This window comes from Streptomyces sp. NPDC111656 (assembly GCF_055656965.1).
In genome coordinates, this window is the sequence record NZ_JBVKCA010000053.1 from 1 (window position 1) to 11,695 (window position 11,695).

Here is an 11,695-nt window from a genome sequence, read left to right on the forward strand (position 1 = left end):
CCATCAATACCCTCGCCGGCTACTACGGCGACCGCGTCACCGACCAGTAAGAACAGGTACGAGCACCGGGCTTACACAAAGAAAAAGACACTCCCGCTACTGGAGCAGCCTCGTGATCGTCACGTGGTCGATCAGCTCGCCGGGACGCTACGCGACGTGGCGGCGGGCCCTGAGAGCCGCGGGGCGGAGCCGGACGGAGTAGTCAGTCCTTGACGATTGCGCTCTCGGTAACGGGAAACCCCTTGTTCCACCAGTGTCCGTAGCACCGGGAGACGGCTGGATCGCGGTCGGCGAGCAGGGGTTGACAGCCTCTCCGCCTCCCCGGTCAGACCTTGCCACGCAACCTTGCCGAGCTTGTGGAAGACCGTCAGTTCCAGTCAGCCGTCGGCTGCGCGCCGCACTCCGACGACCTGCCCGTCGACGAGCAGGCAGGGCAGCATGTCGCCGTTGTGCCGGGCGACCAGTGGCCGGTACCCCTCGGGCACGACCCAGCCGGCGCCGGTGTGGGCCATAGGGGCGCCGTCCCACATCGGCAGCAGACTCTCCGGCGCCGTGGTGTCCTCGGCGGGCACGGTCGCGTCCCCCACGTCGAATAGGGCGGCGCGGCCCAGGCCTGTCACCCGTAGCACCTGGTCGCCGAGCTCGTGCAGTGCCTGGGTGATCGCGGGGCGCTTCAGCATGGTGAACCGGGTGAAGTCCTGGGCCGACGCGGGCCCGAACGCCTGCAGGTAGGCGAGCAGCAGCCGCACCCCGGCGTCCGCTTCCTGCGCCGCGGATCCGGGGGCCGCCGGTCGGCACATGATGTATTGGCGCGTACGACCCGGCACCGCCACCACTATGGGCGTTCTCACCGCACCTGCGGCAGTCTCACCCAACCTGCAGGACCGCAGGTCAAACAGCCCACACAGAGTCCAGAACCCGTCGCAATCCATCTGCGGCGCCGCAGGTCAACGGCATGCAGTCACCGCAACAGCAGTGAGACCCCACACCCGGGCAGGCACCGCCCCCCGTCGCGGGCGTCAGAGCGCGCTGAAGCCGCTCTCCCCCGGTCGGCGGCAGTCAGTGATGGCCGCCAGGGGGATTCCCCCGATGAAATCCATTTCCTGGGTGGGGCCGACGGGACCGATGACGGCCGCGGTCGCGGTCTCCAGGGACGTGCTGTTGGCGTAGACCGTCGGCTTGGTCAGGATCTTGCTCCGCGCGGGCGGCGCGGCGAATTTGTGCCAGCCGCTGACCTGGATCCGGTAGAGGTGCCGGTCGTTGCTGGCGTACCCGCCGCAGTCCTCGTCCAGCGCCGTGGAGACCAAGGTCGGCTTGGGGCTGCTGACATGGGCCCGGGCGTAGGCGATCGGGTCCTCAAGGAACATGGCGAGTTCGGTCGCGACGGACGTGTTGTTGCGGGACCTCATCCCGTTCGCCTGCCGGATGCCCTCGGGGGAGCGCCCATCGGCTCGGAAGAAGACCAGGCTGGCCGATCCGGCGAGCGTGTACCCGTGCGCGGGGGTGTCGGACTGCGCCTGCGCGGGCTCCGCGGCGGCCGACGTATGCCCGGCCGAGTTGGTCTGGTCGGCGCTGGAGGTCTGCGCGGCCCCGCCGAGCCTCAGCTTGTCGGGCTTGTTCGGTACGGGCGGCGGCTTCCCTTTCCCATCGGTGGGCGCGGTCTGTACGGCGACCGGGCCGCCACGACCCTCGTGGGCGGCGGCGGGGGCGGTCCGTGGCTCCACGGCGCGTTGCACATCGAGCGGTGCCTGCATGACGCGCTGCGCGTTGACCTCCGCGGCGCGTTCGAACTTGTCGGAAGCGTCGGAGACGCGGAGTCCGTTGCCCATGTCCGTACCGGCCACAGGGCCCTGACGCTGCTGGATTACATGGGTCAGTTCATGGGCGAGGGTGTGCTTGTCCCCACCGTCGGCGCCGATGACGACATGGCTGCCGGACGTGTAGGCGCGGGCGCCGACCTCGGTGGCCGACGCACGGGCGGCGTTGTCGTCGTGGACGCGCACGTCGGAGAAGTCCGCGCCGAGCCGCGCCTCCATTTCCTGGCGCACTGGCTCATCGAGGGGCTTTCCGGCGCTGCGGAGCACGTCGTGGACGGCGGAGCGCTGCACCGGTGCGGGCGAGGTCGCGATCTCCTGGTGGCCGCAGCCGGCGCCGTGCTCGTGCTGTTCCCGGGCCCAGGGATGGTCGGCGCCGCGGAGCATCTGGACCACCGCGGCGTTGCCCGCAGCGGCTTGTAGGCCGAGCAGGCCATGCTGCGCGGGCGGGGCGGATGCGGGCCGACGGGCAGGGATACGGCTGTTGCCCGTCCCGGTGTGGGAACCGGCCTTCTCGTGATCGTGCACGGGAGCCCCTCTTCTGGCGTGAGATCGTCAACTTCCTTGGCTACGTGGCGGGGAGCCGCTGGCGCAAGGTACGGGCGGGCAGCAAGCAATTTACCGGACGGGCACATCCAATGCCGCGATGATCCGCGTGTGGGCCGACCTGTTCTCGCCAGGGGCGAGAACGGCCCCCGGGGTCCAGGGTGCAGCTGCTCGTAGACGTCATCCGGCACATTGATGCGCAGTTCGTGTCGGGCCGCGCCCGAATCCTGAGCGTTCATGACGTCTCTCCTCCTGGTTCGGGGAGCTGGCAGGGCAGGTGCGGCGGCGGAGCAGTAGAGGTCTTGGCCGCCCGCGCAGAAGTTCCTTCTGGAGTCGGTCAGGGTCGATCCGGATGAGGGTGGGGCCGGTGGTGCGGCGCAGGCGGACCGGTGGGCGACCAATCTCGCTGCCGCGCAGCAGTTCCATGCTCGCGAGGGGCATCTGCGTCCGGCGCGTAAGCACGTCGAAACGATCCTGGTGGGTGCGGACGGGGAAGGCAACGGCGGCCAGGAGGTGGCGGTGAAGCTGGGTGCCTGGTTGGACAACAGCCGCCGAAGGGCCGCCAGGCTCAGCCCCGAACGGCGTGCGGCGTTGGATGCGTTGGGCATGCGCTGGTAGGGCGGCCGGGCCGGCAGGCGGTCGCCCCGGTGAGGGAATGACAAGGCGACCGCCCTGGCCTGCCACGGTGACCACAGCAGCAGGAAGCCACCTCCCCCAAGCGTCCACGGAGAGGAAGGTGGATCGCCCATTGTGCATTACCGATCGACAGAACGTGAGCGACGTTGGGTAGTACCTGCGGGAACAGGCTGACGCCGAACCAATGTCACCCGAACGGCTTACACGCCCTCGCCTCGGGCATGCGGCCCTCACCCATTCAGCCCACACTCAGACTGAACCTTCTACCGCCGCACCGTTCCCGTGATCACCGTTTCGTCGGGAGGCATCGTGGTCGTGCTGGCTCTGCTCGTGCCGGTATTGCTCCTGCTCCTGCTGCTGGCGCTGGACCTCTTCGAAGTCCTCCTGTTCCCCTCACCACCACCGCCCCCTCCAGATGACAAGCCCCCCGAGCAGGTCGACAGCCACGATCACGGACAGTGAGACACCTGGCGATCAACGCTCCCGGGTTCCTGTTGTCCCGTCTCATTGATCTTGCCGTCGAGCGGTGGCCCTGACCTGCGGCGAGACAAAGCCGAGTCTGGCGAACGGCTCCCTTGCGTTCCTGGTCGCAAGAACCGTCCAGGGGGATCCTGGAGTTGTGGCAAGGAAGAGCGTCCGGAGTTGCAGCCAGTGCGGCAGCCCGCTGCCCCAGGGCTGCCGGAAGTCACGCCGGTACTGCTCAGCGGCCTGCCGCACGAAAGCGTGGAGATGGAAGCGTGAGCGGGAGGAGTGGTGGCGGAGCAACGTGGAGTTCGCCGCCGCCTTGCGCGAGGGCCGTCCCTACCGCCGGCCGAAGAAGCGGTGCCCGGTCTGCAAGGGCTGGTGGTTCGTCGGCGAGGTCACGGGCGGCAACCACAAAAGGGTGGATGCCCTGTACTGCTCACCGAGGTGCCGCACCCGGGCCTATCGCCAGAGGCAATCGCGTTCAGAAGGCGTCGCACCGTGACGCCTTCATGTAACGCTATAGGGCTCAGAAACCGGCACTGACCGTGCTGCGTAGGGGTGGCCGTGGGGGGCAGGTTGGTGGTGGGGCGGCCCGGCGCTGCCCCTCCCCCGTTGTGGTCCGGGCCCCGGAGCACGCAGTCAAAGTCAGGGCGGCCGCCGACCGCACCGTCCCCACGGTCGGCAGCATAGGCATCAGCGGCCGATCGGCTCCGGGTAGCGGTCCCTGCGGCGGGCCGGGTACCGGCACAGCCTGGCAGCAGCTCGCGCGCTACGAAGGCCCCGCCCATCCATGCGTGGCCGGGGTGCCTTCAAGAGGCAGGCGTTCGCGGTAGTACTCCGAGTCCAACCACTCCTCGATCACGAAGAGCGGGCGCGACAAGCGCACATCCACAATCTGCTGGGCCCGCAGAAGCAACCCGAGATCGGTCAGGGAAAGGGAGTCATCGGGGGTGTACAACAGGCAGTTGCCGTGCTCAGCGGCGTAGTCAAGGAGGTACTGGTGCGCCTGCTCGGGATCGCGGCCCGCCAGTGCGAAGCCTGCAAGATAGACCTGCGGACCGGTGACCGCATCCAACGCCACGCACGCCAGTTTGCCCGCGTCGTAAAACGCCGCCACCCCGTCGGCGAAGTCTTCCCGTCGGTACAGGCCACCCGCACGTTCCTGGGGCCCTGAGACCTGGAGCGCGTCGGCGACCTCAGCCGAACTCATCCCAAACCGCAGCGGTCCCAGGCCAACGTTGGGCAGCGACTCCCAACGCTCCCGTTCCTCGCCAGCCCTCACTGTCCCCACCCTTCATCTGGCCGGCTCACAGCCGTATCTTCGCTCCTGGCCGGGCATGCGCACGCGCCCAGCGGCCAAAGTGCCAACTGGCACCTACATACAGGTACTCCGAGGCGAACCCGAGCTACTCGGCAAGGCCTGAGCCGAGTTCCGTCCGTGTGTGTGGTGAACCGGGCTCGGGGATCGGGCCCAGTTCACCGTGCGGATGTCTAGTGGAACAGATCCAAGGACTCCCCCGAGGCCACACCGCACCACGGGACGCCGCCGTCCTTGGTGGCGGCCACGATGTAGTGGTCTCCGACCTGGAACGTCAGAGTCTCCGAGACGCTCGGGTCGCCGTTCTGGAGCTGCACCGTCTCTGTGTCACCGCCGCGGAACCAGCGGTCGACGTGGAAGGTGACCGAGGACCCCTTGACGGAGGTCACCGTCCCCTCGAAGAGCGTCGGATAGATGCTCAGCAACTCGGGGGTCGGTGGCATGCACTTGCCGCTGGCCCCGTTGCTCTCGCTGGTCAGAGCCAGCGGAGCGGACGCGGACGAGTGACCCTTGTCGTCGTTCAGCATGATCCCTCCGGCGATGCCGCCTCCGAGGAGAAGCAGCGCGGCGGCGGCCGCGAGGGTGAGGAGACGGCGACGTCCCCGTCCCACGACGGTCTTCACAGGGCGGGTCGTGCTGTCGTCGACGGTCTTCTCGGACCGGGGTGCGGTGTCGGTGTTCAAGACAGCCTCCACAAGGCGGTTGATGTCGTGCGGCGGAGCGCTCGGGGTCAGTGCCGGGTCCGCAGCCCTGAGTCGGGCCAGCAGTTCGTCGTCGTTCACTGACTGCTCCTTCCTTCATCCGGCTTGTGTCCGGCCCGGTCGGCGTTCTGTCGTGCCGGCCCCAGCTGGGTGGCGAGTTTCTTCTTCACCCGGTGCAGCCGCAGGCTGACGGCGTTGGGGGTGAGCCCGGTCGCCTCCGCGATCTGACGCGGCGCCAGCTCCTCCCAGGCCCACAGTCGCACCACCTCGCGGTCCAGTTCCCCGAGGCGGTCGAGCGCGGCATGCAGGTCGGAGTGGTCGGCGGCCGTCGCCGGAGGGTGCTGCTGGGTCCGGATCAGCCGCTCCAACAGGCGGAGCCTGCGTCCGTCGGCGCGGTGGGCGTTCGCCAGACAGCCCCGCGCCACTCCGTAGCACCACGGCAGCACCTCGTCGGGATCGGGGGCGGGAGCGGTCCCGAGACCTGGAACGTCGTCGAGGCGACGCCACAGCACCAGCATCGTGTCCGACAGGACGTCATCGACCAGGTCGGGGCTGGTCCGTCGTAGCAGATACCGGTGCAGTGGTTCGGCCACCACCTGCGCCAGTCCTTCGAAGCGCGCCTTTCGACCGCGGCGCATCTCCTGTTCCGTCATGGATTCCACAACCCGTCCTGTCCGGCACCGGCCGGTTCCTTTCACCACAGCCTGAGAGGGTGCGGTCGAGGAGCTCGGTTCGGCAGGACCGCGCCCATCGCTCCATGACCGGGCTGGTGCCGTCCCACGCGACCAGCAGCAGCCCGAACGCATGCGGCCCTGCTGTGCTGACCGATGGTCATGCCCCGGACAGGCGCCGGAACAGCAGCTCGAACGGGGCAGCCTCCAGCCAACGACGCATCTTGGTCAGCGCCGTCGACGACGGCGGGCGCCACCCCACGGCCTCAAGCCGGTTCCGGCACCCAGCCACCAGCGTGGCGATCACGCTCCCGTAGCTCAGGTCGCTGAACAGGCACAACCCGAACACGAAGTAGACGCCCAACCGCGAGGGCAGTGCCCGGAACCGGCGCGCGAGCGGCCGGTGGCCTCCAGCACCTCATCGACCAGGCCCGGCGGGACCTGCTGGGCCAGCACTCCACCACCGACACCGGTCAACAACCGTCCCACGCTGGAAGACCAGCCCGTACCCATGGCTCCATGACCCGACAAGGAAGCTCCTCGCCCACCTGGTTGATCTCGACAATCACCAGTCGTAGACGAGGAGCTTCCGTGCGTCCGGTGGAGCGCACGACTGGCACCCAAACCGTGACCAACACGGCCAGTGACCTTCTTAAGTTCCTGGCATTGGCCGTCACACCCCTGGGGCACCCTGCGCACTGGGAGAGCAGGGGCAGGCCCGGATACGGGGGGAACCGAGCCTGCCCCAGCACGTCGGCGCCTCCGTGCCCTCCCCTCGGAGGAGGGGCGCCATGACCCCGCCCGGGGTCACTTCCGACAGCGCACCGCACGTCAGGAGTGTCACGGGGGAACGCAGATGATCGCGAGACCGACACCCGTATGAAGGGATGCACTGACCTCCTTCATGACTTGGTCACGAATTGCGCAAACACCGGCCGCTGGAGACTGCGGCGGCACTCGAATCACACCCCTCCATTCAGTCCGGAAAAGTGCCCTGTCGCATGAACATGTGGGTAAGTGCCCCTATAGGCAGCCATATTTGGTACATCGCAGACGGCGGTGTAACGCCGTGGTGCATACGGAACGCAGAAGCAGAGAGAAGCGGGGTGCCGACCGGCTAAATTCCGGCGCCCTGGCGCGAGCGCGCATACTCAGCACTACGTCAGATCGGATTTCCCAGTGAGCAACATCGACCCGGTTCCCGGATACCAGGCATACAACGAGCCCTCAGGCCCGGACCGCGCTGTACGCCGCCAGGCCACCACACGGCGTACGGCCCTCACCATCTGCACGATCGCCGACACCGCAGCGGCTCTGCTGGGACTGTGGATCCTGTTGTTCCTGCTCGACGCGAACCGCGCGAATGTGTTCGTCGGATTCGTGCGAGGCACGGCGGACTGGCTGTCCTGGTGGTCACAGGACATTTTCACGATGGACACAGAGAGTCTACGCATTGCCCTTAATTACGGCCTCCCGGCCGTCATCTATTTGTCGATCGGCCACGGGATCGCCGCCCGGCTCAACCGAGCCTGACGGTGGACCGGCCTCAGATTGATCGCCACGAAATGGGCCGACCATGACACACAGCTCAACCGAAAACAATCAGCTGCCGATCTATGAGGACCTGATACGCGAGCGCGGTGACGTCGTCGCCGAAGCCCAACTCGCCGCGGAATACACGCATCACCAGGCGGCGAAATTGCTGACCGGACGGAATACGGGTCAGCAAGTAGGTCGCTGGAATGACAACACCAGAGCCGTTGCGGCTGGTCAGCCGGAGTGGCGCGGGTCGCCGCCGTAGGCGGCCTCGGCGCGGGTACGTCCGCGTGTCCCGTCCTCAGCCACGGATCAAGCCGCGGCCCAGGTGGGCCGACGGCACGTCGAACCAGGAAGACCGGAAAAACCGCAGATGGATTATTGCTCCTCATGCCGTCGGCACGGTGCTGTCACGTTGGCCGCCCGTGGGATGATCTTGGGGGTGGTCATGCTGGAGGAGGGTGTCCGTGCAGGACGCGTCGCCGTCGGACAAGGGGCACCGGTACCCGGCCGGGATCATCTCCCACTGCGTATGGCTGTACTTCCGCTTCCCGCTGTCGATGTCGGAATCACCAGGGTGTGTCCTGGCGCGAGCGGGTTCAGCGGAGCGAAGGCGCAGGCCATGGGCCCGCGAGCGACCCAGCGTCCGGTGTCTTCACGGATGAGCCGACAGAAGGTGCACCCCATGAGGTCAGACCATGCCACATGCTGGACGGGACCCCCACAGAGTTTGGGCCCCGGCCATGGATCTCGGTCACGGCCTGCGAGTTTCACAGAACTTGAGCCAGAGCCCGAGTTCGACGTCACTGGGGTACTTGCTCGGGCTGCAGCGGGGTGCTCCTGCTGGAAGGGCCCTGGCGAATGCTGAGATACACGTGATGGTGTGCGCCCTCGGCGGGCTACGGCACCGACTCCGACGGCCTCGGCGGCACGTATCAGGTGGTCGAGGTAATTGCCCGGGTGACGGCCGTGATCGCCGGGGTTGGGCAGCCGGGGAGGCGCGCCACGAGTACCCGGCGGATCTCGGGAGGTGCGCCTTCGACGTGCAGCAGGCTCACTCCGGGCGGCAGCACCGGCGAGAGCCGGGAAGGCACCGTTGTCACCCCGAAGCCACCGGCGACCAGCTGAAGCTTCGTCAGCCAGTCGCGCGCGCAGTGGACGAGGTGCGGCCGTCCGGGCAGGCCGGGCCAGACGCCGAGCAGTGGCTCGGAGTTCGACGCCGGGGTGGCGATCCACGGGGCGTCGACCAGTTCGTCGACGTGCACCGCGGTGCGGCCGGCGAACTCTCCGGCCGAAGGCGCCGCCACGACCAGTTCGGTGTCTGCAACGGTCTCGACGTGCAGGCGCGGCGACTCGCCGTCCAAGGGCCGGTGGGGCGGGCGGGACGTCAGCACGGCGAGGTCGATCGAACCCGCGCGCAGTGCCCGGATCAGGGTGGGTGTGGTGCCCTCGGTGGTCGTGACCGTGATCTGCGGGTCGGTTGCCGCGAGGCGGGCGAGCGAGGGAGGCAGGAGGGCCGCGCCCGCGCTCAGGAACAGTCCGAGCCGCACCAGTTCGGTTCGCGGGACGGTGCCGGTGAGGTCGCGCTCGGCCGCGGTCAGGCAGTCCAGGATCGTGCGAGCGTGGCGCAGCAGGGTCAGACCCGCGGGGGTGAGCCGCACTCCGTCGGGGCGGCGTTCGAACAGGTCGGTGCCCGCGCTTCGTTCGAGGGAGGCGGCCTGGCGTGAGACCGCCGACTGGGTGTAGCCGAGCCGGGTGGCTGCTGCGGTGAAGCTGCCGGACTCGGCGATCTGCCGCAGGACTCGCAAGCCTGTGCTGGAGATGTCCATGCGACATACGCATACCACAGATGCTTGATCGTCGCTTCCCGCATGTCCGCCGGGCTCCTAGTGTCGATCGCGACGAACACGGACGAACACGGAGGTCATCACGTGCGAGCAGCAGTTCTGACGCAGTTCGGTGCCCCGCTCATGGTGCGGGAGGTGCCCGACCCCGAGGCCGGCGGCGGCGAGGTGGTGGTCGAGGTCCTCGCCACCTGCGTGGCCCCGTACGCGGCCGAGGTCTTCAGCGGCGAGCGGAACTACCCCCTGGTCCCGCCCGTCGTGCCCGGGATCGGCGGCGTGGGACGGGTCGTCCATGTGGGCCCGGACGCCACCCGGCTGTGCCCTGGCGACCTGGTGTGGTGCGACTCCACGGTGCGCTCGCGGGACGACGCCCTGACGCCCGACATCACGCTCCAGGGCTGGAGCTCCCGCGGCGAGGGCGGCGCGCGGCTCGCCCGGTACCTGCACGACGGATCGTTCGCCGAGCTCATGCGGGTCCCGACGGAGAACGTCTTCCCGTTGCCCGCCAGCGCGGGGGACGACCCGGCCCGCTGGGCCGCGCTCGGCGTGCACGTCATCCCTTACGGCGGGCTGCTGGCCGGCGGGCTCGCAGCCGGTGAGACGCTGCTCGTCAGCGGGGCCACCGGCAACCTCGGCAGCAGCGCGGTCGCGGTCGCGCTCGCAATGGGGGCGGGCCGCGTGGTCGCCCCGGGCCGCAACCGGGCCGCGCTCGACCTCCTCGCCGACCGGTTCGGTCCGCGTGTGCGCCCGGTCCCGCTCACCGGGGACGAGGCCGGCGACCGCGCGGCGATGTCCGCGGCGGGCGACGGCCCGATCGACATGGTGATCGACCTGCTACCGCCGAGCGCACCCAGCTCGGCGGCGCGCATGGCAGCCATGACCGTGCGCGAGTACGGCCGCGTCGTTCTCATGGGCGGCGTCGGCATGCTCGGTGGCGACGACCTCGCGCTCCCGTACCCATGGATCATGCGCAACTCGATCACCGTGCGCGGCCAGTGGATGTACCCGCGTACAGCGAACGTCGGCATCATCCGGCTCCTAGCCTCGGGCACCCTGGACCTCGCCCCCGAACGGGTCCGGTCGTTCGCCCTCAATGCCGTCAACGACGCCGTCACGTACGCCGCCTCACATGGTGGCCCGTTCGACCGCACCGCCCTCACCCCACCGGCTCGCTGACAAGACCGACTGATCTCCGCATGTCAGCGCCACGGCCCACCGCCCTCACGAGCGCAGGCCGCCGTACTGCTGCTGCTATCCATCGCCGCTGTGCCCCCAGTACCCGCTGCCACAGAACAGTGACTCCTCCCCCGGCTGGAGCCGGGGGCTTCTCGCTATGCCGGGTTGGCGCCGCGACGGACCAGCCCGGCCCGTAGAACATTGGTGGCTCCCACTGTGTCGGCGTGCGCGTGGTAACCACAGGCGACGCAGTGGAACTTCTCCTGTGTGGGCCGGTTCTCCTTCGCCATGTGCCCGCATGCGGGGCAGGTGCGGGAGGTGTTGCGGGGGTCCACAGCGATCACTTCCCGTCCGGCACTTTCAGCCTTGGCGTGCAGGATCGTCAGGAACACCCCCAACCGGCATCACTGATCGACGTGTTGAGCCCGGCCTTCGCGGCGGCCCCGTTGGACAGGAACGCACCCGGCCGGCCAGGATCGGGCCTCGGCGCGGGGGCCCTGCTCATGTTGCGGATCCTGAGGCCTTCATGCGCGATGAAGTCATGTGCGCGAACCAGACCCAGCGCGGTCTTGTGCGCGTGGTCGAGCCGCTGACGACGCACCGTACCGTGGAGCCGGGCGACCTTCTCCACCGCGCGCCGGTGGCTGGCGGTGCGCTCCTTCGCCGTGCGGCGCGGGAACCGGGACAGTGCCTGCTGCGCCGCCTGAAGCTTCCCGGCTGCCCGTCGGCCGTGGCGCGGGTTGGGCACGAACCCGCCGTTCGAGTCGGCGAGGAAGTTCGCGATGCCCAGGTCGACCCCGACCACGGAGCCGGTCGCGGACAGCGGCTCCGGCTGGTCCTGCTCGGCACTCAGCACGACGAACCACTTACGGCCCTCGCGCTTGACCGACACGGTCTTGACCCGGCCGGCCACGGCGCGGTGCTGGTTGACCCTGACATGACCGACACCCTGGAAGCGGACACGGGTAACAGGGTCGTGCGGGGTGGA

11 protein-coding genes and 3 pseudogenes are annotated in these 11,695 nt (G+C 68.8%); 5 read left to right on the top strand and 9 right to left on the bottom strand.

Features of this window, described 5'->3' with window-relative positions; translation table 11 throughout:
- Positions 1–377 precede the first annotated feature (377 nt).
- Both ACZ7M3_RS52090 and ACZ7M3_RS52095 read right to left on the bottom strand, forming a co-directional pair.
- Positions 378–851, bottom strand: coding sequence for a DNA glycosylase AlkZ-like family protein (locus ACZ7M3_RS52090; protein WP_472073770.1), 474 nt, complete (start codon positions 849–851; stop codon positions 378–380).
- A 168-nt stretch (positions 852–1,019) separates the two neighbouring features.
- The gene (locus ACZ7M3_RS52095) at positions 1,020–2,342 is read right to left on the bottom strand and encodes an eCIS core domain-containing protein (protein ID WP_472073772.1); all 1,323 of its coding nucleotides are present in this window, start codon (positions 2,340–2,342) and stop codon (positions 1,020–1,022) included.
- Between the two features lie 345 nt (positions 2,343–2,687).
- Here ACZ7M3_RS52095 and ACZ7M3_RS52100 point away from each other — a divergent pair, with 345 nt between their 5' ends.
- Together ACZ7M3_RS52100 and ACZ7M3_RS52105 are read left to right on the top strand one after the other, a co-directional pair.
- Entirely contained in the window at positions 2,688–2,978 is a 291-nt protein-coding gene (locus ACZ7M3_RS52100) for a helicase associated domain-containing protein (protein ID WP_472073790.1), read from the top strand.
- 327 nt (positions 2,979–3,305) lie between these two features.
- Entirely contained in the window at positions 3,306–3,458 is a 153-nt protein-coding gene (locus ACZ7M3_RS52105) for a hypothetical protein (RefSeq protein ID WP_472073774.1), read from the top strand.
- Between the two features lie 772 nt (positions 3,459–4,230).
- Here the strand turns inward: ACZ7M3_RS52105 and ACZ7M3_RS52110 are convergent.
- From ACZ7M3_RS52110 to ACZ7M3_RS52125, 4 genes and pseudogenes are all read right to left on the bottom strand, one after another.
- Entirely contained in the window at positions 4,231–4,743 is a 513-nt protein-coding gene (locus tag ACZ7M3_RS52110; RefSeq protein ID WP_472073776.1) for a hypothetical protein, read from the bottom strand.
- Between the two features lie 209 nt (positions 4,744–4,952).
- Positions 4,953–5,561, bottom strand: coding sequence for a hypothetical protein (locus ACZ7M3_RS52115; protein ID WP_472073778.1), 609 nt, complete (start codon positions 5,559–5,561; stop codon positions 4,953–4,955).
- The gene (locus ACZ7M3_RS52120; protein WP_472073780.1) at positions 5,558–6,133 is read right to left on the bottom strand and encodes an RNA polymerase sigma factor; all 576 of its coding nucleotides are present in this window, start codon (positions 6,131–6,133) and stop codon (positions 5,558–5,560) included. The genes ACZ7M3_RS52115 and ACZ7M3_RS52120 overlap by 4 nt, the downstream gene beginning before the upstream one ends.
- A gap of 178 nt (positions 6,134–6,311) precedes the next feature.
- Positions 6,312–6,533, bottom strand: a pseudogene (locus ACZ7M3_RS52125) (transposase domain-containing protein); the annotation flags it as partial.
- A gap of 797 nt (positions 6,534–7,330) precedes the next feature.
- Between ACZ7M3_RS52125 and ACZ7M3_RS52130 the strand changes: the two are divergent.
- Positions 7,331–7,684, top strand: coding sequence for a hypothetical protein (locus ACZ7M3_RS52130; protein ID WP_472073782.1), 354 nt, complete (start codon positions 7,331–7,333; stop codon positions 7,682–7,684).
- A gap of 55 nt (positions 7,685–7,739) precedes the next feature.
- On the opposite strand, the gene ACZ7M3_RS52135 is transcribed toward ACZ7M3_RS52130, so the two are convergent.
- The gene (locus tag ACZ7M3_RS52135) at positions 7,740–7,880 is read right to left on the bottom strand and encodes a hypothetical protein (RefSeq protein WP_472073784.1); all 141 of its coding nucleotides are present in this window, start codon (positions 7,878–7,880) and stop codon (positions 7,740–7,742) included.
- Between the two features lie 274 nt (positions 7,881–8,154).
- On the opposite strand from ACZ7M3_RS52135, the pseudogene ACZ7M3_RS52140 reads away from it, so the two are divergent.
- A pseudogene (locus tag ACZ7M3_RS52140) lies at positions 8,155–8,256 on the top strand (IS6 family transposase); the annotation flags it as partial.
- 366 nt (positions 8,257–8,622) lie between these two features.
- Here the strand turns inward: ACZ7M3_RS52140 and ACZ7M3_RS52145 are convergent.
- On the bottom strand, positions 8,623–9,516 hold the full coding sequence (locus ACZ7M3_RS52145; protein ID WP_472073786.1) for a LysR family transcriptional regulator: 894 nt from the start codon (positions 9,514–9,516) through the stop codon (positions 8,623–8,625).
- 102 nt (positions 9,517–9,618) lie between these two features.
- Here ACZ7M3_RS52145 and ACZ7M3_RS52150 point away from each other — a divergent pair, with 102 nt between their 5' ends.
- Positions 9,619–10,707 carry an alcohol dehydrogenase catalytic domain-containing protein gene (locus ACZ7M3_RS52150; RefSeq protein ID WP_472073788.1) on the top strand — a complete coding sequence of 363 codons (1,089 nt, stop codon included), beginning with the start codon at positions 9,619–9,621 and terminating at the stop codon, positions 10,705–10,707.
- 155 nt (positions 10,708–10,862) lie between these two features.
- Here ACZ7M3_RS52150 and ACZ7M3_RS52155 read toward each other — a convergent pair.
- Positions 10,863–11,695 (bottom strand): annotated as a pseudogene (locus ACZ7M3_RS52155) (RNA-guided endonuclease InsQ/TnpB family protein); the annotation flags it as partial.

Excerpts from the sequence above, each read along its gene's own strand:
- ACZ7M3_RS52145 (WP_472073786.1), bottom strand. The coding sequence starts at position 9,516 with ATGGACATCTCCAGCACAGGCTTGCGAGTCCTGCGGCAGATCGCCGAG.
- ACZ7M3_RS52120 (WP_472073780.1), bottom strand. The coding sequence starts at position 6,133 with ATGACGGAACAGGAGATGCGCCGCGGTCGAAAGGCGCGCTTCGAAGGA.